Annotated in this window: 25 protein-coding genes and 1 pseudogene; 18 read left to right on the top strand and 8 right to left on the bottom strand. The window is 48.2% G+C overall.

Annotated elements, in window-relative coordinates; genetic code table 11:
- The first annotated feature begins 69 nt into the window (after positions 1-69).
- The 3 genes and pseudogenes from Kalk_RS01230 to Kalk_RS21425 all read left to right on the top strand — a co-directional run bounded on the left by Kalk_RS01230 (position 70) and on the right by Kalk_RS21425 (position 1,744).
- Positions 70-513 carry an ATP-dependent zinc protease family protein gene (locus tag Kalk_RS01230; protein WP_101892477.1) on the top strand — a complete coding sequence of 148 codons (444 nt, stop codon included), beginning with the start codon at positions 70-72 and terminating at the stop codon, positions 511-513.
- Between the two features lie 19 nt (positions 514-532).
- A pseudogene (locus Kalk_RS01225) lies at positions 533-1,456 on the top strand (ATP-grasp domain-containing protein); the annotation flags it as partial.
- 9 nt (positions 1,457-1,465) lie between these two features.
- A complete protein-coding gene (locus Kalk_RS21425; RefSeq protein WP_407656845.1) occupies positions 1,466-1,744 on the top strand; it encodes a TrkA C-terminal domain-containing protein in 279 nt (92 codons plus the stop codon).
- Here Kalk_RS21425 and Kalk_RS01220 read toward each other — a convergent pair.
- The 3 genes from Kalk_RS01220 to Kalk_RS01210 are packed head-to-tail and all read right to left on the bottom strand — an operon-like array spanning position 1,741 to position 4,721.
- On the bottom strand, positions 1,741-3,066 hold the full coding sequence (locus Kalk_RS01220) for a magnesium transporter (protein WP_158643253.1): 1,326 nt from the start codon (positions 3,064-3,066) through the stop codon (positions 1,741-1,743). The genes Kalk_RS21425 and Kalk_RS01220 overlap by 4 nt on opposite strands.
- Positions 3,050-3,907 carry a magnesium transporter MgtE N-terminal domain-containing protein gene (locus Kalk_RS01215; RefSeq protein WP_101892474.1) on the bottom strand — a complete coding sequence of 286 codons (858 nt, stop codon included), beginning with the start codon at positions 3,905-3,907 and terminating at the stop codon, positions 3,050-3,052. Before Kalk_RS01215 ends, Kalk_RS01220 begins: the two co-directional genes overlap by 17 nt.
- On the bottom strand, positions 3,879-4,721 hold the full coding sequence (locus Kalk_RS01210) for a mechanosensitive ion channel family protein (RefSeq protein WP_101892473.1): 843 nt from the start codon (positions 4,719-4,721) through the stop codon (positions 3,879-3,881). The genes Kalk_RS01215 and Kalk_RS01210 overlap by 29 nt, the downstream gene beginning before the upstream one ends.
- 461 nt (positions 4,722-5,182) lie before the next feature.
- Between Kalk_RS01210 and Kalk_RS01205 the strand changes: the two genes are divergently transcribed.
- Positions 5,183-6,163 (top strand): oxygenase MpaB family protein, encoded by a 981-nt coding sequence (locus tag Kalk_RS01205; protein WP_101892472.1) that lies wholly within the window; start codon positions 5,183-5,185, stop codon positions 6,161-6,163.
- Positions 6,164-6,229: 66 nt separating this feature from the next.
- Here Kalk_RS01205 and Kalk_RS01200 read toward each other — a convergent pair whose 3' ends face one another.
- Positions 6,230-6,850 carry a TetR/AcrR family transcriptional regulator gene (locus Kalk_RS01200; protein WP_101892471.1) on the bottom strand — a complete coding sequence of 207 codons (621 nt, stop codon included), beginning with the start codon at positions 6,848-6,850 and terminating at the stop codon, positions 6,230-6,232.
- A gap of 321 nt (positions 6,851-7,171) precedes the next feature.
- Here Kalk_RS01200 and Kalk_RS01195 point away from each other — a divergent pair, with 321 nt between their 5' ends.
- Positions 7,172-8,107 (top strand): lipase family alpha/beta hydrolase, encoded by a 936-nt coding sequence (locus tag Kalk_RS01195; protein ID WP_199767988.1) that lies wholly within the window; start codon positions 7,172-7,174, stop codon positions 8,105-8,107.
- Position 8,108: 1 nt separating this feature from the next.
- Complete coding sequence (locus tag Kalk_RS01190) at positions 8,109-9,146, top strand: lipase secretion chaperone (RefSeq protein ID WP_101892470.1); 1,038 nt, start codon at positions 8,109-8,111, stop codon at positions 9,144-9,146.
- A 109-nt stretch (positions 9,147-9,255) separates the two neighbouring features.
- Here Kalk_RS01190 and Kalk_RS21155 read toward each other — a convergent pair whose 3' ends face one another.
- Positions 9,256-9,411: a hypothetical protein gene (locus Kalk_RS21155; RefSeq protein WP_158643252.1), complete on the bottom strand. Its 156-nt coding sequence runs from the start codon at positions 9,409-9,411 to the stop codon at positions 9,256-9,258.
- Between Kalk_RS21155 and Kalk_RS01185 the strand changes: the two genes are divergently transcribed.
- Complete coding sequence (locus Kalk_RS01185) at positions 9,410-9,598, top strand: hypothetical protein (protein ID WP_101892469.1); 189 nt, start codon at positions 9,410-9,412, stop codon at positions 9,596-9,598. The genes Kalk_RS21155 and Kalk_RS01185 overlap by 2 nt on opposite strands.
- A 326-nt stretch (positions 9,599-9,924) precedes the next feature.
- Here the strand turns inward: Kalk_RS01185 and Kalk_RS01180 are convergent, their stop codons facing one another.
- Positions 9,925-10,272, bottom strand: a complete 348-nt coding sequence (locus Kalk_RS01180) for an MbcA/ParS/Xre antitoxin family protein (RefSeq protein WP_101892468.1) — start codon at positions 10,270-10,272, stop codon at positions 9,925-9,927.
- Positions 10,273-10,421: 149 nt separating this feature from the next.
- On the opposite strand from Kalk_RS01180, the gene Kalk_RS01175 reads away from it, so the two are divergent.
- Positions 10,422-11,213 carry a site-specific integrase gene (locus Kalk_RS01175; RefSeq protein ID WP_101892467.1) on the top strand — a complete coding sequence of 264 codons (792 nt, stop codon included), beginning with the start codon at positions 10,422-10,424 and terminating at the stop codon, positions 11,211-11,213.
- 314 nt (positions 11,214-11,527) lie between these two features.
- On the opposite strand, the gene Kalk_RS01170 is transcribed toward Kalk_RS01175, so the two are convergent.
- Complete coding sequence (locus Kalk_RS01170; RefSeq protein ID WP_101892466.1) at positions 11,528-14,515, bottom strand: Tn3 family transposase; 2,988 nt, start codon at positions 14,513-14,515, stop codon at positions 11,528-11,530.
- Positions 14,516-14,764: 249 nt separating this feature from the next.
- Here Kalk_RS01170 and Kalk_RS01165 point away from each other — a divergent pair, with 249 nt between their 5' ends.
- The 5 genes from Kalk_RS01165 to Kalk_RS21635 all read left to right on the top strand — a co-directional run bounded on the left by Kalk_RS01165 (position 14,765) and on the right by Kalk_RS21635 (position 17,378).
- Positions 14,765-16,003 (top strand): ATP-binding protein, encoded by a 1,239-nt coding sequence (locus Kalk_RS01165; protein ID WP_101892465.1) that lies wholly within the window; start codon positions 14,765-14,767, stop codon positions 16,001-16,003.
- The gene (gene merR, locus Kalk_RS01160) at positions 16,000-16,404 is read left to right on the top strand and encodes an Hg(II)-responsive transcriptional regulator (RefSeq protein WP_101892464.1); all 405 of its coding nucleotides are present in this window, start codon (positions 16,000-16,002) and stop codon (positions 16,402-16,404) included. The genes Kalk_RS01165 and merR overlap by 4 nt, the downstream gene beginning before the upstream one ends.
- A gap of 76 nt (positions 16,405-16,480) precedes the next feature.
- Positions 16,481-16,840 carry a mercuric transporter MerT family protein gene (locus tag Kalk_RS01155; RefSeq protein WP_101892463.1) on the top strand — a complete coding sequence of 120 codons (360 nt, stop codon included), beginning with the start codon at positions 16,481-16,483 and terminating at the stop codon, positions 16,838-16,840.
- A gap of 17 nt (positions 16,841-16,857) precedes the next feature.
- Positions 16,858-17,145, top strand: coding sequence for a mercury resistance system periplasmic binding protein MerP (gene merP / locus Kalk_RS01150; protein WP_101896162.1), 288 nt, complete (start codon positions 16,858-16,860; stop codon positions 17,143-17,145).
- On the top strand, positions 17,142-17,378 hold the full coding sequence (locus Kalk_RS21635) for a GDCCVxC domain-containing (seleno)protein (protein WP_456077568.1): 237 nt from the start codon (positions 17,142-17,144) through the stop codon (positions 17,376-17,378). The genes merP and Kalk_RS21635 overlap by 4 nt, the downstream gene beginning before the upstream one ends.
- A gap of 114 nt (positions 17,379-17,492) precedes the next feature.
- On the opposite strand, the gene cadR is transcribed toward Kalk_RS21635, so the two are convergent.
- Positions 17,493-17,900, bottom strand: coding sequence for a Cd(II)/Pb(II)-responsive transcriptional regulator (gene cadR / locus Kalk_RS01140; protein WP_101892462.1), 408 nt, complete (start codon positions 17,898-17,900; stop codon positions 17,493-17,495).
- Positions 17,901-17,977: 77 nt separating this feature from the next.
- On the opposite strand from cadR, the gene Kalk_RS01135 reads away from it, so the two are divergent.
- The 5 genes from Kalk_RS01135 to Kalk_RS01115 all read left to right on the top strand — a co-directional run bounded on the left by Kalk_RS01135 (position 17,978) and on the right by Kalk_RS01115 (position 22,324).
- A complete protein-coding gene (locus Kalk_RS01135) occupies positions 17,978-18,877 on the top strand; it encodes a cation transporter (protein WP_101892461.1) in 900 nt (299 codons plus the stop codon).
- 89 nt (positions 18,878-18,966) lie between these two features.
- Complete coding sequence (locus Kalk_RS01130) at positions 18,967-19,338, top strand: hypothetical protein (protein WP_101892460.1); 372 nt, start codon at positions 18,967-18,969, stop codon at positions 19,336-19,338.
- Between the two features lie 75 nt (positions 19,339-19,413).
- Positions 19,414-19,842, top strand: coding sequence for a hypothetical protein (locus tag Kalk_RS01125; RefSeq protein WP_101892459.1), 429 nt, complete (start codon positions 19,414-19,416; stop codon positions 19,840-19,842).
- A 67-nt stretch (positions 19,843-19,909) separates the two neighbouring features.
- Positions 19,910-21,184, top strand: a complete 1,275-nt coding sequence (locus Kalk_RS01120; RefSeq protein WP_233716777.1) for a TolC family protein — start codon at positions 19,910-19,912, stop codon at positions 21,182-21,184.
- A 66-nt stretch (positions 21,185-21,250) separates the two neighbouring features.
- Positions 21,251-22,324, top strand: coding sequence for an efflux RND transporter periplasmic adaptor subunit (locus tag Kalk_RS01115; RefSeq protein WP_101892458.1), 1,074 nt, complete (start codon positions 21,251-21,253; stop codon positions 22,322-22,324).
- The last annotated feature ends 10 nt before the right edge of the window (positions 22,325-22,334 follow it).

Genomic DNA, 22,334 nt, shown 5'->3' with positions numbered 1-22,334 from the left:
GCAAAGTTTCTAAACAATCCGCAGTATGGCAAGATGTCACCATATCTATATTTATCAGGTCACAACAGCATGAAAAAGAAAGCAAATAAAATGGTAGTAGGTGCGCTGGAATGCTGCGATCTACCCGAACTTGGCCTAACGGATCTACAAATGAGAGTAGATACAGGAGCAGCTACGTCGTCTTTGCATGTGGATAATATTGAAGAATTTGAGAAAGATGGCAAGGCTTGGGTTAAGTTTGACATCCACCCGGACGTTCACAATGTCGATAGAATCGTGACGACCACTGCCCCCTTAAAGGGTAAAAAAATAGTTAAGAGTTCATCCGCAGACAAAGAAAAGCGTGTAGTGATCAGAACTGACATTCAGCTTGGCGGAAAAGTCTGGAAGATTAAGCTAACCTTAACGGATCGCTCGACAATGACCAACCTGATGCTGTTGGGTAGAGAAGCCATGAACGGTCGAATATTGGTTGATCCAGGTGATGAATTTCTTTTGTCGAAAAATAATTAAAAGCTAGGAGCATAGATTAATGAAACTTGCCATATTGTCCTGCGGGCCAAACGCATACAGCACTATTCGATTTAAAGAGGCCGCTCTACAACGTGGCCACGATGTGAAAGTGCTCAATACGTTGAAATTTGCCATTGATCTCCAGCGAGGTGTGCCTGATCTTTATTATCGCCAAAAGCCCCTGGATGACTACGATGCTGTATTACCCCGTATCGGTGCTTCCATAACCTACTATGGAACAGCCGTTGTAAGGCAATTCCAAGAAATGGATGTGTTCTGTGCTAATACAGCCCATGGCATCAGTAATTCTCGCGATAAACTTCGCAGCCTGCAGATTTTAAGTCGGCATCATATCGGCATTCCACGCACAACATTTGTCCGAGATAAACGGGATGTTTTGCCTGCCATTGAGCGAGTAGGCGGGGCACCGGTCATCATTAAATTGATCGAAGGTACTCAGGGCATCGGCGTTCTTTTGGCAGAATCGGTTAAAGCGGCAGAATCCATTATCGAATTATTGCAAAGCCAAAAGCAAAACGTGCTTATTCAGAAGTTTGTGGCGGAAAGCAAAGGTAAGGATATAAGAGCTTTTGTAGTTGGTGATCGAGTTGTTGCAGCCATGAGACGCGTTGCCCAAGGCCAGGAATTTCGCAGTAACGTTCATCGTGGCGGCGTTGCCGAAGCGGTTGACCTGCCAGATGAGTATATCGAAACAGCTGTTCGCGCAGCGCAAATTATGGGCCTAAGGGTAGCCGGCGTAGATATGCTGGAAGGTAAAACCGGCCCTCAGATCATGGAAGTCAATTCATCGCCTGGATTGGAAGGCATCGAAAAGTGCACTGGCTTGGACGTTGCGGGCGCAGTTATAGAATACATTGCGGCCCAAGTAGACTTCCCCGAAATTGATGTTCGACAAAGACTCACAGTAAGCAAAGGCTACGGAGTAAGTGAAATCTATATACCAGACGGATCGAAATTCGTAGGCACCAGCATTCAAGATACCAAACTGCGTGAGCAGGACATTAACGTGCTCACGCTCTACCGGGGCGCGAAAACCATCCCGAATCCAAAGCCAGAGCGCGCATTGGAAGCTAAAGACAAATTACTCTGTTTTGGTAAACTTGAATCCATGCGCGAGCTGGTGCCTGCAAAAACACGTCGTCGTCGCCGACCTGATATAGCAGATTTGCCTGCTCATCTGCCTGAGGACACTGGCCCAGAAGATGCCTAAAGCATTCCAGACAGCAACGTGGCAATGCCTAAAAAGGCGAAAAAACCCGCGATATCCGTTACTGTAGTCAGTATGATCGAAGAGGCTTGTGCAGGATCCTGCCCAAGCCTCACTAGCATTATAGGCACCAAGGCTCCTGCAAATCCCGCCGCAATCATTGCAAGAATCATGGATGAACAAATTACAATTACCAATCCTAATGATTGACTCCAAACATAAACACCGATTCCGCAAGTAAGCGCTATGCAAAGCCCGTTCATCAATCCAGTGCTTACTTCTTTCCACATCACTAAACCCCACTGGCGAATAGTGATTTCACGTAGCGCAAGGCCTCGCATGGTAACCGCTAACGCCTGAGCACCAGCATTACCGGATTGGCCGGCAACCACCGGAAGCAACACAGCCAATGCAGTAAACTGAGCAATCGTGTTCTCGAAGATTCCTACTACAGAAGCAGCCATAAATGCCGTGATTAAATTAATCTGTAACCAAGGCATCCTTTTCTTTACCGCGAAAAAAGGCGTAGACAGAGCCCTTTCTTCCCTGCTGGCACCAACCATTGCTAACAGATCAGATGAAAGCTCTTGCTGTGATGCCTTTAAAAGATTAGCGTGATAGATGATTCCTAAAAGATGGTTATCAAGATCAACTACTGGCAAGTCTAACAGCTGCTGGCTTTCAAATAGTTCTGTGACTTCTTCATTGGGAGCCATGCTTTGCACTGCAGTTACAATGGGCTGCGCTAGCGTATGCAGTGGAGTATTCGGATCAGCAACAGCAACATCCTGCAAATGCACTTTACTTGTAAGACGGCCATCATTATCCACCAAGAACAGCGCTCTTGCCGTTTTCAATTTCGAGTTACGTAAAATTGATAAGGTTTTTTCGGCCGTCATATCACCGCGAAAATGCGTAATACGAGTATCCATAAGCCTGCCCGCGCACTCATTCGGGTAGCTCATTAGATCATTCAACTCCTTTTGAATTCCAGGGCTCAAAAGGTTCAAGAACTCCTGCTGACGCGCCTCATCGAACTGCCCCAGCACTTTCACTGTATAATGTGGCGGTAATTCGGTAAGTATTTTCTGGCAGACATCCACAGGCATTGCATCAAGCAACCGTGATGCTGCGTGGGGAACCAATTGCTGCCACGCTGGAAGCTGAACATAGATATCTTGATTACTTAATACATCCGCAACAGCAGTTACGTCTGACTCTTCAATAATCTGCGCAGCGTCTCTGGGGTAATCGAGCAGAAAACGATGCGTCAATATGTCATCGACCGCATCGATTAATACCTCAGTTTCAGTGGTTGAGTTCATTATTATCATCCCCACCTAGGCTCACTCTTCCTCGTTTATTGACTAAAATCGACAACAAACCTGAAACGCTGGCCATCATTGCTCTGCTCAAATGCGCAAGCAAAGAGTCGCGCAGCGGCACAGATGGAGCAGGGCTGTCCTTATCCAGTGCATGGTAAAGTGTTTGACGACTCAAGGTACCAAGAAAAGAACCGTTGCGACCTCTTACCGGTAGAGTATTAAAACGTTGCCACTCCTCTACATCTTTCACTTTCGCCAAACGGGCTTGCGCAACTAAAGGAGCACATTGACGATCAGCCAACTCTCTAAGCGTTCGGGATGGTTCACTGATGAGCAGCGCGCTGACCGGGATGATTCCATCGATTCCATGATTGTCATCTACAGCGACAACAAGTTCAAATGTCTGGTTTAATTGCCTGAGTAACGCAACACATTCAGCTACCGACAAATCCCGCGAAAAATGAGGTGCAGACCTATCCATCCAAGCACCAACAGTGTCGTCAGGGTAGTTTAGCGAACGGCTAAGAGTGCGAGTCAACTGTGTTGGCAAATTTGTTAGCAGGGCATTGCGCGTTGAATCATCCACTAATCTCAACACAGCGGCCGCGGCGGGAAATTTAACCTTACACAGAACGGCACTGCTTTGTTCGGTCGGCATCAGTTCAATAATTCTAGCTGCGGGCCAGCTTTCTATACGTTCGATGACCGGAGCAAGCACCCGTACGGGAACGGTTGAAAGATAAAGGGCAGCCTGACGAGAATCAAGCGTTTGAATCACTCTCGCCGCTTTACCAGGCTTCTGTAACAAAAAATCAAGGCTGAATGGATTTGTTGTGCTCATCCTTCACCTCGGTAATGATGATATCCAGCGTTTGGTCCATGCATAATTTTGCCGGGATCAATGTGCGCCCTTCGATGGTTTCAAGTACCACGCAAGTAGGCGTAAACTCAAGCACTCGACCTTGCACGGAACCACAAACTATCTGCTGGCCCGGCTTTATCATTAACTTCATATGTTGATTAGCAATGAGGTTCTCAACCATCGACTTCGCACCCAGGCCAAACGCTAAGGAGAACCCTGTCAATATTGCGGCAAGCACGATGCCAAACAGCAGAATGAGGAGCGTGACATCTACCCCTATCTGACCCAGCCCTATAACCAACCCAACAATGACAAAAGTGAACTGGGAAAAACGACCCAATAGCTCCGCGTTATCAATTTCTGCCGCTAGAGCCGCATGATTGATGAATTTTCGGGTAACGCCACCAACAACAACGCCGCCAACAATAATAAGGCCACCACCGATCAGTGAAGGCAAATAGACAACTACCCGCTCAAGCCATACCGCTGCGCCAGTGAATCCCGCCACTCGAACCGCCACTGCAACAAAAACGATATTTGTCGCCCAAAAAACCACGGAACTTAGGATGCGTTGTAAAGAAGGGGAGAGACGCGCGAACTCTAACGTAGAGCCGTAAAAACGCCGCGCTAGTAGGTTATTGAGCGAACCGGTAAGCCGAATTGTCAACAATTTTAAGAACCTGGCGAGAATCCAACCAAGTAACAACAATGCTAATGCACCTGCGAAAGTCGGCAATAGTGCCACTACGGTATTGAACACTTCCACAGTTTGGAGCTTGATCGTTTCTAGCATAGTGACTCCGTTCACTGGCAACATCTCGATGGTGGAACCATGCCTGAGCTTACCATCTATTTGCGACTATTGTGATAAAGCTTTTGTAGGAAAGTATAGAGTGAAGTAAATCTTAGAATGGGCGGATATCTGAGTAAGATACAGCCTGTGCCTAATGTACCCTATCAGGTTGGTATATGAATGTGTTTGCCGCTTGAGCCAAGCAATGATCGAGATACTCCTTTCAATCAGCTGAAATAGTTGGCTGAGAAAACCCGAACGAAGACTGTAAACAGGCGTTTGGTGGTGTCGGCCCGACATTGACTGAAGCTGGAAAAGATCAATAATATCAATTATTTACTAGGAGATAGAAGGGTGGGTGAAGCTTGTTTTATATCCGAGTTTATCGGCCTTTTAGCTCGGATTATCATGTGCTTTCCATTTAAGATCCCAACCTAGTACAAAAACAAGGATCCTGAAGTATGCAGACTCCACACGATAACAATGAAGTAATTGCGCCTTCCTATCTTTCCGAAGAAGAAATCAGCCCTTTTTTAAATGGTATTGCCGGATTTGTGAGAGATCCCAAGGTTGGATTGTTTGGTCCGGATTCCGTTTTTTGGGAGGTGAATCGCCATACGCTGGTTTACTTCCTTGGTGCCGTTCAATCGGTGCAGATGCAGCTGTGCCACCCATGGATCGCCACTGCTGTATTTGAACATTCCAAAATTATGTCCGATCCCAAGCAGCGCGCCCAGCTGACCTATACTTATTTGTGGTCCCTCATCTACGGCGATTTGAATATGGTGCAGAACAAAGCCAAAGCTCTATTCAAGGTGCATAGCCGGGTGCAAGGTGAGTTGTCTCAGCCCGCTGGTCGTCATCTGACAGGCAATCACTATCAGGCAAATGAAGTTAATGCATTGCTTTGGGTGCATGTAACGGCCTTCTACAGCCGAGTGAAATTATATCAGGCATTGATAAAGCCTTTGACGCCACAGCAGCTGGATCAGTTCTGTCAGGAAGCCATTCGTTACGCGTTTTGCTTTGGTATCCCTGAAGACATGCATCCGCAAACCTGGCAGGAAGTGGAGGACTATATTGCTATGGTGAGCCAATCGGACACACTGGGTAGAACCGATGCTGGGTTCGCTATAAGAAGTTTTCTGGAAAACACCCTGCCACGACCCATACGATCCCCTGTATGGACGTTTTTGTGCGTATCACTGCCTCAATCAATTCAAGTGATGCTGGATCAACCTCAAGCCACGCCCAACAATATGAGAACTGCCAAGCGTGTTCAGCGTTTTTTGAAAGTGATCAACAAACTGTTGCCGAGAAAATTGGCCAACGTACCTGCGTATCACGAAGCCATTTTGCGGATTAATGGCAATACGAAACGGGATCGTATGCTGGAGAGGCTGAACCAGCAAATGATCGGCAGGCCCAGCCTGGTTAGATAAAGATTATTTTTTGATGCTGCGATTAACATTGGTAGAAAGCGTCCTGCACGTCTTGCTTAGACAGGATTATTGGGTCATCCATGCTGCTATTTTGTTTGCGAGCTGATCCAGAACCCTTTCTTTATCAACATAAGGCGATGGAGCAAAGACAAGGCCTGTGAGCGTGCCTGCTGTGGTCGTAGAGATAAGATACAATATCTCTGGGGTCACTTCTAACTTATACTGATTCTGTGAACGGGCTGCTCCTTTCATCACGATATTGAAAAACTCGGTTGTAATTGTATCAAAAGGAATAATTTTAAAACTGTAAGGCACATCAAATACCAATACCTGTACCAGCCGTTTGTTTTCCTGAACTAAGTTGAAAAGTAATCCAACCCAGTGGCGCATGGCGTTTTCATAACTGTTATTGTGTTTAGCCGTTATCTCAGATTTGAGTGTCTGGAAATAGCGGTCTGCCATATCCCTTACCATGGCGGCAACCACAGCCTCTTTTCCTGGAAAATACTCGTACAATGACCCTACGCTGACACCAGCCACACGTGCTATTTCATTAGTGGTGAGGGCTTCGTATCCCCGCTTTACCAGTATTCGTCTGCAGGCTTGAATGATCGCATCAACAGAAGCCTTAGAGCGAGCTTGGCGCGGAATCTTCCTCATTTTTAGATCGATTTGTTCAGTCGTCATATGTTTGCTTGCATCCTGCTCGGGTTTGCAGCGAGAAACATTACGGAATGTTCTGGTATGACCGCTCCGAATGGTTAACTTGCTAAAACATGAGTTTTGAACGGAGTTGGAAGCCCTTTCTTAGCTGAACTTCACTGTAGAACACAAAATATAACCCTTAATTACAATACGTTAGACGAATAAACGCTACCGCCTAGAGTACATCCGATATCCGAGTTTAATCAAGCTTAAGCTCGGATTATCATTGTATCCCTTCATGCAGCTGAACGTTCTAGAGCTGTGCAATAGTTAAAGCGTGGATCCTAAACATCGGAGCATATGATGAAAACAAAAAAGCAGATGTTTCTTAGCGTATTGAGTCTTACTGTATTTCTTTTTTCAGTCATCGCAAATGCCGACGAATACGCCAAGACCCGTTACCCCATTGTGCTTGTTCATGGAACGTTCGGTTTCGATAAAATCGGCCCTATTGACTATTGGTATGGAATTCCCCAGGACATGGCAAAACATGGTGCTGATGTTCATGTCGTTCAAGTATCACCTTTTGGCCTGAATGAAATGCGTGGCGAGCAATTGTTGGTTGAAATTGAGACCATTCTAGCAATAACCGGTGCAGATAAAGTGAACTTAATCGGTCATAGTCAGGGAGGCCCGACCGTGCGTTATGCTGCGGGGGTTGCTCCTGAAAAGGTTGCATCTGTTACCACGATTGGTTCACCGACCTTTGGCACCAAAGCGGTGGACTTAGTGATTTCCGCATTGGATACACCGGTTATCGGCGTTGTGGTAGACGGTGTTATGGAATTGGTGACGTCACTCTATAACCGACTGCTGGAGACAAACAATGATATATCCCTGCCCAGAGACCCACGTGGCACCCTATATTCTCTATCCACAATAGGCGCCACAGAATTTAATGCCAATTACCCTGCTGGCGTTCCATTGGAGGAATGTGGTGAAGGTGAACCTGTCGTCGATGGGGTACGTTATTATTCATGGAGCGGTACCAAGCCGTTCAATAATTACTTTGATCCTGCGGACTATGTATTTGCGCTGACTGCAACGCTGTTCCCGACTGAAAATGATGGACTAGTGGAACGCTGTGGTAGTCATCTGGGCACAGTCATCAGAGACGATTACCGTATGAATCACCTGGATGAGATTAATCATTTCTTCGGGATGGTCGGTATGTTCAATCCAAACCCAAAAGCACTGTTTCGCCAGCACGCGAACCGTTTGAAACTGCAAGGTCTTTGACATGCGTAAGCGGTTTTTATTTCCGGCACTGTTTGGTGTCATTTTCGGCACTACATTGTTCATCTTCCACCAAGAATCCGGATCGGGCATCGTGTTCAATCCCGAACCCGGTAGCGACAATCGTTCGGACACCAGGCGCCTTATAAATCGGACTCCTTTTACTACTGGACTGGAGTCATTGCCTAACTCCTTGCAAGGTATTCAGGTGGACGGTGAATTGCAGCCCGATACGGCGGGTAACCTGATTTTGAATTCCGATGTACGTCGCGTATTTGATTTTTTTCTGAATGCAGTGGGTGAAGAACCGAAAGATCAGATCATCGGACGTATTAAAGCCTATATTAACTGGCAGCTCCCGGATTTAGCCGCAGTACAGGCTTTACAGGCCTTAGAGGAATATCTTGCATTACGGGAAGCCATGGGGGATGAACCAAGTAACATGAAGATCGATTCATTTCGATTTTCTGATGAAAGAGAATTGACTTCTGCTACTCTCCGCAATAACAAGCAGCTGATTCTGGAATTGCGCTCTCATTATCTTAGCCCTCACGTGGATCGCGCATTTTACGAAGAAGAGGATCTATTCGACGAATACACCTTGGCAAAGCTGGCGTTAGTAGAAAATACAGAACTACCATCCACCGAGAAGGCCGCAGCCATCGCCGAACTCGAAGCGGCGCTGCCTGAGCCTATTAAACAACAGATAGCTTCGGTATCCCGGCTTCAGCTTTTGTCTCAACTTAAAAAGGGATGGAAAATGGAGCAGGGTGATGCTGCTGCCTTGCGCCAGATCCGGGAGAGTGTAGTGGGTTCGGCGGCTACGGATCGCTTGGAAAAGCTGGATCAACAACGCTCGGATTGGCAATCCAGAGTGGATGCATGGATGGTTATGCGCGGTCAGATTCTTGTGGAAGAGTCTCTGGCATCTCAAGATAGGATGGTAGAACTAGACAGAGCCCGATCTGAGTACTTCAGCTCCTTGGAATTGAAGCGGGTACAGGCACTGGAGTATCTGCGCGACTATACTCATGGGCTATAACGACTTTTGAAAACCCATGCTTACAAAGAGCTGAATGTTGCTGAATCAGCCAAAGCTGCGGGAGTGACCACGCTACCCTCTATGCCTATGCGCACGCCGGCTCTGATCACTAGAAAAAGAAGCGATAACTGGCTTCAAATAAAATGACCTCGAAGCTGGCCGTGATTTCGTTACCGGAATATGGGTTATAGATTAATTTGGTGGGATCTTCCGAATTACCCAGCTCGGTCGTGTTGCCAGGCATCGAATATTCAGATTCCATCATGCGCCAGCCAAAATTCCTTGATTGGTTGATCGAAGATGAGTTGGATGTTGCGGGTGAGCTGTTGATTCGGATGTTAGTCTCTGCAGTAATAAGCCCTGGTGGGCAACTGGGTGATGATGGTGACGGACTGCGACGGGCTGCAGAATACTTGTTGAAACCCTTATTGCGTCCACCAGGTGCAGGTTGAGCATCAACAACAAAATAATATCTTGGAGTGTTCATGGCTATTAGCCTTCGATCCTTACAACGTCAGGAGCGTAACCATTTGACTATCGTGATTGGGGGCCATTCTGTCGGCTCGACGAATTTAACATAATATATATTATGCCGAATGCTATATCCTGGGAACACCAGGTAGAAGCCCCAAATGGATGACCAAGTAAAACAGTGAAGATTTCCAGAACAAATGGTGAATTTCCAAGACAATTAGTAATGTCGTCGTCCAGATCCACAAGTATGGCTATTACTAAGGTTTGGGATAGAGTTAGATATCAGGTATGAGTGGCTAGAGAGTTAAAGGTTGTGCTGTTCGCCCCAGGCGGAGAGATAATTTCGAACCTTTTGAATATCTTCAAGCTTTCCAGAGATCATCACATCCAAAGCGGATAGCCCGTTCCAATCGCTGTTTGGCTTTCTGACCCAACCACGCCATTGGCTCTCGTCAACAAACAAGGTCTGTAGTGCTCCGTAGATTCCAGCTATCGTGGAAATTTTCAATATATCTTCTTCGGTTAATTGGCGATCATCGATGTCTCCAGTGCCACCGAGTAAAGCGTTTATCTCTGCGGCTGTAAGGCTCCATTCACTAGCGATTTTATGGAAAAGTTTCTTGGCGACTTCGATATCGATCTCAGATTTCATGTTCGATCTCCGGTTTTTTCCCGATAAATCATGATATTGGTTGTATTGTGGAAAATTGCAACTCTATGTCAAACCTCACTATCGAAATCACTATAATCCGTTAAAATCTTATTATTACGGATTTAATCTATCCCTACTCGGAGGTCAAAATGCCCAAGTCTGGACAAGCCAGAGTTCCTACCGTAGAGCAGCAGCGATATCTGTTTGATGTTATCAAACAACATCGATACCCTGAAAAGAACACGGCCATCATGCAGATTAGCTTTAAGCTCGGCCTTCGTGCCCAGGAAATATCGCTCCTCCAGATTAAAGAAGTTGCTCGACTTAATCCTAGCGGAACGGATTTTCATCTATACGAGGTTCTTAGTTTGCCAGCTTCCTATACAAAGGGGGCTGATGCGATGAAACGCTCCAAATCCAAATATCACCGTCATACGATTAGCTTCGATATAGACAGTTTTAATAAACTGGTTCGGCAAATCGAATCGCTTGCTAAATCGGGCGCTGAAATAGATCCAGAAAACTTTTATCCGCCAGTGAAGAAACATCGTGGTAAGTCTCGAGATTTACCAATGGTTGATGCTGATCTCAGAGAGGCATTGTCTGAATACTTACATCTTCGCTTGGTTAAAGAGGAACGACTCAAGCCCTCCTCCCCTCTTTTTATCACCCAAAAAGGCGGCGCATATTCTCCAAACACGTTACAAGAGCATATGGCATTAATGCTCCGTGATTGGGCTGGAATAGAAAAAGCCAGCTCTCACAGTGGTCGGCGATCGCTAATCACCAATGTGATCCATAAACAGAAAAAATCGGTGAAAATAGCGCAAAAAATAGCGGGGCACGTTAATCCATCAACCACGCTTATATATGAAGAGCCACCTGAAGAGATGATCGAGGATGCGCTAAAGAACCTTTCCCCAACTAACGGCCATAACTAATCAACTGGCGGTACACGTTGATTACTGAGCCTGATCGGGAAAGGGGACTTCGGGGCGCTCTACGAAGTACAAAAGCGCCTGGACTCTCTCAGAGGACATGAATGGTAGTGGAATCACCCTCAATCTCTATTGACGATGTAGGAGGTTTTCAATTTGCCCTGACGCCTTGATCGTTTATCAATATCTCTTAGACAATTTTGAGATCATCCCACACTTTGGATTCAACCCACTTCTATGCCCATCCCTGTAAGAGGTCCGGCCGGTAAAAGCGTTGAATTTAGCCACTTGGAATGCAACCATTTGAATTTAAAGCATTAATCAACAAGAAGCTCAAAAGTCATGGGCTTGACCTGCCTGGTCAGATCTAGCTCAAAACTTCCCAATCTGCCTAAGTGTTCGGTGTGGTACGGCGAGAATGCGGCCATGTGGTCGCGAGTGATATTGTGCCCTTCCGACTTCAATTGATTAAACACCTCGGTCATCGCGTTTACGTTGTATAGGATCGCGAAGTTGGCCAGCAAATGATTGTATTTCACGATTTTGCTTTGTTCGTGTCTTAAGTTTGCGGGAATTTTCCCGCCATTAGCAAAAAACAACCACCGGGCAAACTCATTGAACTCTTCGCTCTTACAGGTCGCTGCCTGGATTGTTTTGCGTAGATCAACGTCGGTAATGTATTCCAGCAAAAACATGGTTCTAACCACGCGCCCAAGCTCTCGGAACGCAAAGTACAGCTTGTTTTTCCGGTTCTTGGTGCCGAACCGGCGCAGGATTGTCGAGGCGGTGATTTTTCCTGCTTTAACGGACATGGCCGTTCGCATCATATCCGCATAGTGCTTTTCAATGAGATCCCACTTGATCGGTTCCTTAAACAAGGACTGAACATGCTTGAGCACCATGGAGCGATCAGGTTTATAAAAGCTGAGATCTTTGATATTTCGGATACGCGGCATGAGCTTGATGCCCAGCAGGTACGCCAGGCCAAAGACGGGTGTGGATTGCGCCTGTGTATCGCCGTGAACGGTGTCCGGATTAAAATCAGATTCATCGTTGAGTAGGCCGTCCAGGATATAAATCGCCTCGTAGACACCGCAGGGAATAAACCGGCTGAACAATGCAATATAGGTGTCCGAAACGTGGTAATAGGCAATGCCGCCGTAGCTGCCATACCGAATATGGTATTCAGATAGCAAATTATCTTCGTAGAGATCCCAAAGTTTTCCGTCGGCCGACACACTGTTGCCTGATCCCCAACACTCTATGAGCCGGTATTTTTTGTACTCGCTATTGATTTTCGCAATGGCTTTATCGAGACGGGCCTCTGTGGTGCGCTTTAGGTTAAGCCAAGCGACTTGCTTGCGAGATATGCCCTGCACCGAACGTACGGTTTCGGTGGGGCCGATATTAGTGCCATAGCAAAATATGGTCAGAACAAAACGTAACACTGGGTCACTGATACGTGATTCAAAACCCGACAACGGCCCAAAATGTTTATTCAGGTTCAGCCATTTTTCAACATTGATAATCACATCAAGCACATTGATTTTGTCCAATCGATCGCGCAATAGCGCTCCAATTTCTTCGACTTCTGGTGATGGTTGATCCGGTTTTGGCTTTCCAATAATTAGATTCCCATTTTCAATGCGAACCAGTTCGTCATCAGGGAATCGGCTGTCAGCTTTACAACAGCTTTCCTCCATCGACTTCTTCAGGGAGCTTGTAAATTCTGTATCACCGGCGACGAGCCCTACTTCCTCGCAATAGGTAGGCAACTGCGCTTCGTATTCTTCCCAGGTGATCATCTGCTCCCGGTAATCATCGAAGGTTTCACTGTAGGGAACGAACAAGTCACCGGTACTCAGTTCTTCAGCGATCCGTTCAAACACACACAGCTCAAAACAGCTTTTATTAACCTCAGTCACCTGTGCTGATTTGGTTGATTTTCCCGTGACTAATTTCCACCAGCTTTCTCGAATCCAGCGAATATTGATGACATTCCTGGAAGATGGATCGTTCGGATCGTTCTGAATGGACAGGAACTCCGTGCGACGCTGTTTGTGCTTCAAAATAAACTGAAAAGCATTGAGCAAATCCTTGTCTTCCGTGGCCGATGCCAGGTTGAGTATTTCAATCGTGCGATATAAGGTCGATCGTTGTTTTTTGTAGAGTTGAACCATGAACGGCAAATAGTTGTTGCCTGCGAATGCCATATATTGCTCGCACATTTGCAGTAGCTGATCACTGTTCTTTCCCAGTACCGGATCAAAGGCCGTCACCGAATCGGGCTTATCCAGATACACCTTAACTGTCCCAGACAGCACAGAAATCAAATGATCGGTTTGCTTTTGATGGTCTGCCAGATATTTCTCCAGCAGCTTTTGCGCCGAGCGATCCATTTTTAACAGCAGCTTGATAAATATATCGGCGGCATTATCCAAAGTTTGTGCGTATTGGTGGCGAATTAAGACGATGACGAGTGCAAATCGCTTATTCAGCCGGAGCTTTATCAGCTCAGCGTAATCCAGGGCCTTGGCTTCGTTGATAAATTGCTGGTGTTTCACCGGCGGCAACCCCAAATCCGTGGGTAAAAGGGTTTGCAGAGATGTCAGCCACTCCAGGTATTGGATGTACGCGTGGATATTACGAGGGGTCGGGCGTTTGGGTTCATTTTTCAGAGTACTCCAACCAAAACCATTTAACCCCGTGCTGGATCGAAGAATATCGTTAATGCACTGGCGACTTTCAGACTCTAAAAAATCACACAATTGATCGTAATACCGAGTGTTGACTTCAGCCCTGGCCGCCTGACAGATACGCTCAAGTACACTGAACGCCGGGAGTTCGTATCGCTCTTTGACCAAATATTCCAGCGTGACATTGATAATATCCGGTAATGCCGCCTTGGTGGTCGCTGCTTCCAGTGCCCAAGTCTGCGCCAATGCAGATGTCTTAGCGGCATCGTAGGCTTTGATATTGAGATGGCGTCGAATCAGCTTTACATGGCGGTCCTTCGCGCCCGATGTGTAATAGGTATGGAGGTCCTGCTGTGTCACCCGCGAGCGACACTGGGTTTTGATATGCGCGATAATCGGTTTGGGAATATCGCCAAGACCAACGAATCGGCCCAAACGTTGTGTCGTCTTCAATTGAACCAATAATCCCAAAAAAGAGGCGCTTGACCGTCTACAGTGACGCAAAGCCCATCGCTGATCTTCCGTTGTAGGTGTATAAATATCCCCCAATTCGTCTTCTGTGATATCTGACTTGATTCGAGGATAGGCTGTCTGATAGATGGCTGCCATCGACTTAGATTTCCGCTGATAGTGGCATCAACGGATGACGCAGTCTGGCTAACAGGTTTTTAGCGGTCATCATTGGGATTCCAAGTATTCAGTTTCGCCGGCAATTTCTATAGCTCGTTTCTATTAGAGTTTTCGATAAGCGACCGTGTGGCAGCCTTTTCGCAATCAGACGCTATTGTAATAACGAATGGACGACATTAAAATACCTAATAGACGTTTTTCAACCATCAATTAGCTGGGATCCCATTCATGTATCCACGTTATTCTGATCACAATGTCAAAGAGGCGCTGAGTGATACGCCGGTGGTGTTCATCATGGGCCCTCGCCAAGCCGGTAAAACCACCTTGGTGAAAACGCTGATCACGGAAACGGGAGCTGACAACTGGACCTTTATCACCCTGGATGATCAGGCCCAATTTGAGATTGCCCGGGCTGATCCGGTTGGGTTTATCCGCAATCTGCCGCCCACTCGGATTGCCCTCGACGAAGTACAACGTCTTCCCGAACTGTTTGTGTCCATCAAGCAGGCCGTGGACGAACTGCGTACCCCCGGCCGGTTTCTATTGACGGGCTCCGCCAATGCTTTGTTGTTGCCCCGGTTATCGGATTCCCTGGCAGGCCGGATGGAATCGATACGCCTGATGACGCTATCGGAGTGCGAAATCCAGGGTCGGCAAGCGGGCTTTCTGACCAAACTGCTGGATCAGAACGTACCCACCACCCAGGACATCCGTGTGCGGGAGCATCTGCTCCATCGCTTGGTGACCGGTTGCTTTCCAGAGCCTTTACAACGGACCAGCGAGCGGCGTTGTCAAGCCTGGTATCAACAGTATCTGAGCACCTTGATCCAGCGGGATATCCGCGATCTGACCCACATCGATCACCCAGATCTCATGGCCAAGTTGCTCAAGCTCACCGCGTTCTATGCCGGCAAGCTGGTTAATCTGACTGAGCTGGGCAGCAAACTGGGCCTGGATCGGCTGACCATCAAAAAATACATGGCCTTACTGGAGCAGTTGTTCCTGGTGGAACAGCTGCCGGCCTGGCACTCCAACGAATATAAGCGCCTGGTGAAAACGCCCAAACTGCACTCGGTCGATACCGGCATGATGTGCGCCGTGCGGGGCCTCAATCGGGAGCGTTTGCTGAAACATCCAGGCGATTTTGGGTTGGTGTTGGAATCATTCGTCTACAACGAATTGCGCAAACAGGCGGTGTGGATCGAGGAGCCGTTGAACTTCTACCACTACCGCGACAAGGACAAAGTGGAAGTTGATGTGATCATCGAAAACGCCATGGGCGACTGTTTTGCCATTGAGGTCAAGGCTGCGGCAACCTTGAGTGCCAAGGATTTTACCGGCTTGAAACGCTTTCAAAGTGTGGCCGGAGAGCGCTGCAAAATCGGTGCATTGCTCTACGATGGTGATCACACGACGGCCTTTGGTGACAATCTCTATGCTGTCCCGCTGGGAGCGCTCTGGTCATGAACGAAAACTACACCATTGGCCAGTTAGCCAAGGCAGCAGGTGTCAACGTCGAAACCATCCGCTACTACGAACGCCGTGGTTTGATCCGTCAACCACCCAAACCCGCCGAGGGATACCGTACTTACCCAAACGCAACCTTGGCTGGAATTTTATTCATCAAACGTGCCCAGGAACTGGGTTTTACGCTGGAGGAGATCAACAACCTGCTGTCATTGGGCGAGTCGCATTGCTCGGAAGTCCAGGAACTGGCCGAAGCAAAGCTGGCCAGCGTGCGTGAAAAAATTAACGATCTGCACCGCCTGGAACAGGTGTTGGAAGAACTCGTCACACAGTGCCGGACCAATCCTGATAATGCGGCTTGTCCTATTGTTGAATCCCTCCAACCTGATCCTCGTCAATAAAAGGCATTGGGCTTGACTCCGTACCTTGGTACGGCATTTACACTGATTTCATCAGGTCAATAAAGTGGAGTCGGCGATGGCAGGAAAAGAGTCATTCACCAACACAAGGCTACCTATCATCGGTGGCATTACCGCTGCCATCGGCGCGAGCCTATGTTGTGTTGGGCCTTTCCTGCTCTTGTCACTGGGTATCAGCGGGGCCTGGATCGGTAACTTGACTGTATTGGAGCCCTACCGTCCCGTATTCATCATGCTTGTTATGTTGTTGTTCAGTTGGGCGGGCTGGCAGGTTTATCAACCGGTCGAGGTCTGTGAACCGGGAACCGCCTGCGCTGTGCCGCAAACTCGGAAACGGCGGCAAATGGTTTTCTGGATCGCGGTAATCGTCGCGCTGGTTCTTGTTACCAGTGCCTACTGGATTCCTCTGTTCGCATGAACACTCTGGAGCTAACCATACAGAAAATCATTCTCAGTCTCGCATTGACCATCGCCAGCTTCTCGGCCTGGGCCAAGCCACAAACCATCACGCTGGATCTGCCAACCATGAACTGTGCCATGTGCCCGATCACGGTTAAAAAGGCGCTGACCAGGGTCCAAGGCGTGACAAAAGCCGAGGTCAGTTATGAGCATAAGCAAGCCGTAGTGACCTTTGAGGATTCTCTGACCAACGTTGACAGATTGGTCGAAGCGACCACCAATGCCGGTTATCCGTCAACCATCGTAAAAAAGGAAACACCATGATGCCAAAGGTGATTTTGCAGTCAGAGTTGACTTGTCCCGAATGCGGCCATAAAAAAATGGAAACCATGCCGACTGACGCCTGCCAATGGTTCTACGAGTGCAAACAGTGTCAAACCTTGTTGAAACCCAAAGCGGGTGACTGCTGTGTATATTGTTCTTATGGCTCCGTGCCTTGTCCGCCGATTCAACTCGCACCAGAAAGTAAGGGCAAAGGCGACTGTTGCGGCGCTTAAATTCGCTCGCAATTTTTCAGAAACGAACGGCTTCTGGTTTCCCTGGTATTTTTTAAATACTGTCCAAATTGAAACACGAGAAACCACAGGCGTCCGATTTCAAGCGCGCAAGTATTACCGATTTTTATGCTGATCAGTGGTTAACGTCTGCAAGATGCCGCACTGTTCGATCGTCCTTTCACTGGAGCAGCTGCGGCGAAGCACTTTCAAATGCTTGCGCAGTTCAACCAGCTCCTGAATGCGTGTTTCTACTTGTTGAATGTGCTCATCCATCATGCGATTGACTTGATCACATTGCGCGCCCGGAGAGCGTTTTAATGTGAGTAACTGGCGGATCTCGGACAAACTGAGATCCAGGTTGCGGCAGAGCTTGATAAATAGCAGCTGTTCGATAGCAGCTTCATCGTAAAGTCGAAAATTGCCGTCACTACGCTGAGTCGTGCACAGCAACTGTTCTTTTTCATAGTAACGGATAGTTTGCACCGAGCAATCCGTCCTTTTTGCCAGCTCGCCAATCTTCATTTACTCAATCTCTGCGCTTGACTCTATAGTGACTATAGAGTTTAAACTGCACACCTTGGATAGAACAAGGGCTTTTTATGACAACCAGATGCGGTGGCCATTGCCAAAGTGACGCGACGGAGAACACGTCCCAGACTGCCGAGATACACGATACTGCTCATGGCGGCTTTGTTAGTGAGTATCATGTTCCCAAGATGGACTGTCCTTCAGAGGAAGGCATGATCCGTATGGCATTGGACAGTACGGAACCTAAAGTCACATTGGAATTCGATACCCCCAAGCGCAAGGTGCGTGTCTACCATGGTGATAACGCTGACCTTATTGAAAAAAGAATGCAATCAGTCGGTCTGGGCGCGAGGCTGGTAAGCACAACGCCCGTCGCCAGCGAGCCCCTCGTCCGTGCACAGGCCTCCGCAAAGCAGGAGGCAGAAAGAGAAGCTGGTATTCTCAAGTGGCTACTGGCAATCAATGGCATCATGTTTGCCATTGAAATCACCGTTGGCTGGTGGGCACAATCCACTGGTTTGATTGCGGACTCCCTGGATATGTTCGCTGATGCCGCCGTTTACGGCGTGGCGCTGTATGCCGTAGGGCACAGTGTGCGGATGAAGTTGCGCGCAGCTCATTTTTCCGGTTGGCTTCAGATCATTCTCGCCTTGGGCGCTTTGGGCGAGGTGGTAAGGCGATTGGTATTTGGTAGTGAACCGGTTTCCACTTTGATGATGAGCTTCGGCCTTGTCGCCTTGGTGGCCAATGTGACCTGTCTGCTGTTGATTGCTAAAAGTCGGGATAATGGTGCCCATATGAAAGCTAGCTGGATATTCTCCGCCAATGACGTGATTGCCAATCTAGGGGTGATCCTTGCCGGTGGATTGGTGGCTTGGACCGGTTCTCGCTATCCGGATCTGTTGATTGGTCTCATTATTGGTGTCGTTGTCCTAAACGGAGCACGACGTATTTTGCAGCTAAAATCCTGATTAAAAATGAGCATTTGGGGAATTCTTCTATAATATGATAGTCTCTATCAGTGTTTTGAACCGAATAACATAAGGGCTCCACAATTCACATGAACATCCGCCATTATTTAACCTTGTTGTTAGCCGCACTGATTGCGTTGCAATCCGTGGCTGCCATGGCGGACGCCCACCGATTTCATCAGTCTGGAACAGAACACCTAAACTTCGATCATGAGCATGATTCAGCTCCTGCTGATTCAGTCAAGAAAACCTCCATGGAAGCAACCAAGGCCGCCGATCCCGCCAGCTCAGTTCTCCAGGATTGTCATCACTGCTGCCATTGCCATGGCATGACGTGTTTATATCTGGGTGGCCATCCGGATAACCTGGAACTCACAACGTTAGGTAAAGGGAGCTCGGACTACCGCTTTATCTACCATTCTTTCGCCGGAGCACCGGATAACCCCCCTCCCATTGGCTAGTCGAATACTCAGGCATTAATACCGACCGGACTTGTTGTCTCGGTTATCGACTTGTTCAATTGTGAGGAACGAACCATGAAAAAATTTCTTGTCTCCCTGTTATTGGGTTCTTGTGTTATTGCGTCTGCTTGGGCGGGCGAAAACTATTCTGTTGAAATTGTCCCGCAGCCAGATCAGGAATGGCGCTTCCAAAAGCTGATGGCTTATTCGGCCGATGCCTCCACCAAGGTATCGGGCCGCCTGACATCCAGCCTGCCCATGGGATTGCCCCGCGGCCATGTGGATGTAGCAGCTTATTCACAATCAGGTCAACTCATCGCCGAAACGACGACAGATTACGTGCCTTCCATGCTGACCCATACCATGAAGAAAAAAGGCGGCGTACAGTTTTCCGCAGTATTTGACAAGCCATTACCTTCGGATGCCGTGGTCAAAGTGGCTTTTCACCGTGATCCGCCCAGAACCGAGGTAAACCCTTCCCATAGCGGCAATATCGCCAAATAAAGGGTGGTTCTCTGTCCTCTACAAGCGGACAGAGAACCTTATTGCCAAACCGTTGAAAGGTTTACCTATGTTAAAAAATTATTTAGTGCCACAGCAATGGGGTGCTGCGCTGATACTTGCCATGAGCTGCGCACTCATCTCGTCATTCTCCTATTCAGCAAATACACAACAAGCGCTGACATTACAAACGGCTATTGAAAGAACTCTGCAACAAAATCCACAGTTGCATCAGTTTGAGTTTGCAAGCCAGCGCTTGGCATCGGAGCGCGAAACCTCTGATTTGAAGCCCGCGTATCAGTTGGGTGTGGAACTAGAGAATTTCGCGGGTACGGGTGAGGTATCGAGCTTCGATAGCGCTGAGCTGACCGTAGCCCTTTCTTCGGTAATCGAGCTTGGAGACAAGCGACAATCACGCGTTGCCTTAGCGAATGCAAGAATGAACACGCTAGAACTCGAACGACAGGCGCAAACCCTTGATGTCCTCGGAGAGTTAACTGGCAGCTTCATTCAACTTATGTCCACGCAACAGGAGCTGAAACTGGCAGCAGAAGCGGTGGAACTTTCAAAATCGTTGCACAACACCGTCAAAAATCGCGCCCACAGTGGCGCAATATCGGACGCTGAAGTGATGCGTGCTAAGGCCATGCTCACCCAATCCAACATCCAGCAAGAAAATTTACGCCGACGCCTGGAACGGCAGAAGATCGCACTCGCGCGTTTCTGGGGAAGCACGAAGATCGAGTTCTCGAGCGTCGAGGGAGATCTGTTCGCTTTTGGTCAGAGCCAAGCTTTTTCTGACCTATACACAGCGGTTCAACAATCACCGGCCATCATGGTTTTTGCTTCTGAACAACGCTTGAAAGACGCCGAAGTACGTCTGGCACAGACTCAGAACCGTGCCGACCTCGGTTGGCAGTTTGGCATTAGACGCTTCGAGGAGACAGGGGACTCAGCGCTCACGCTCGGCTTTTCCATGCCCTTGTTCAATGAAAGTCGTAACAGCGGTACCGTAAAATCCGCGCTGGCAGAACGCAATGCACTGGAGTATCGGCGCAGCGACCGGTTATTGGCGCTGCATAGTCGGCTTTATAGTGCTTATTCGCAACGTGAGCAGTTTATTGCGGCCCATCAGCAGCTGAAGCAAAGCGTGATTCCCGATCTGGAAAAAGCTCTGACGATCACTCGCCAAGCCTATGATCGGGGACGCTTGAAGTATCAAGACTGGATTACTGCGCAACAGGAGCTACTGAACGCCAAGCAGCAGATGATTGAGACGGCAACCGTCGCACTGTTGAATCAAGCGGTCATCGAACAGCTTACGGCGCAGCCGCTGACGGAATAAACCTTACTCGCCGCGCTGTTCAACATTTGCGAAACGGTGCGAGCAAACCAGACAGGATTTTTTAATATGAAATTGACCCTGATATTATCCGCAATACTTGTGGGGTGGCTGAGTCAGAACCCTGCATTTGCCGCTGAAACACCGGACAAAAAAAGCCACTCACACGCAGATCATGCGCCCCAAACCAGCCATCAGGAAGGCGAAGAGGTTCACGATGACGAAGCGCACCACGAAAATGAAACGGATCATACGCATACTGATGAAGAACATCGCAATGATGAAAAGGATCATGACGATCATGAGGGAGAACATGGTCACGGTGGTGAACACGGAGAAGAACAAAGTACCCGTATTGATGATGTCATGGCCGCCCAGGTGGAAATCAAAACCGCCAGTGCTTCGTCCCAACTGCTGCGCCAGAGTATCGTTGCCTACGGCCGTCTCACCACCGACGCCGGACAAATCAGCCATGTGAGGGCGCGTTACTCCGGCCTGATCAAATCGGTTAAGCACACCATCGGTGACGCCATCAAAAAAGGCGATTTACTTGCTGAAGTGGAATCCAACGAAAGCCTGAAAGTCTATCCGATCCAAGCTCCTATCAGTGGGACCGTTATCCAGCGCCACGCCAACACCGGCGAAATGACACAGGATCAAGTGCTGTTTTCCATCGCGAATTTCGACACCTTGTGGGCGGAATTCCGCATTTATCCGTCACAACAATCCGTTGTCAAGGCAGGCCAGTCAGCGCACATCGATGTGGATGAGCGAGAATTCAGTGGCCAGATCCAGCACATCATTCCTGCGCTCGACAAGCCTTATCAGTTGGCGAGAGTAAAACTCGATAACCGCTCCAGCGGATTGACGCCCGGTTTATTGGTAGAAGGACAAATTATCGTGGGGGAATTCCGAGTGGATCTGGCGGTTGAGAAAGCGGCCATTCAAACCCTAAACGAACAGCCGGGTGTATTTGTCAAAAACGCATCCGAATACGGCTTTGCGCCGTTACGACTTGGTCGTGCTGATGACCGTTACGTCGAAGTGTTATCAGGTCTGAACCCCGGGCAGTCCTATGTCAGCAAGAACAGCTACCTGATCAAGGCCGACATCGAAAAATCCGAAGCGGAACACGAACACTAAGAGGCGCATC

Origin of the sequence: Ketobacter alkanivorans (assembly GCF_002863865.1) — a bacterium.
Lineage (GTDB): Bacteria > Pseudomonadota > Gammaproteobacteria > Pseudomonadales > Ketobacteraceae > Ketobacter > Ketobacter alkanivorans.
This window is presented reverse-complemented; position numbering and strand designations above follow the sequence as displayed.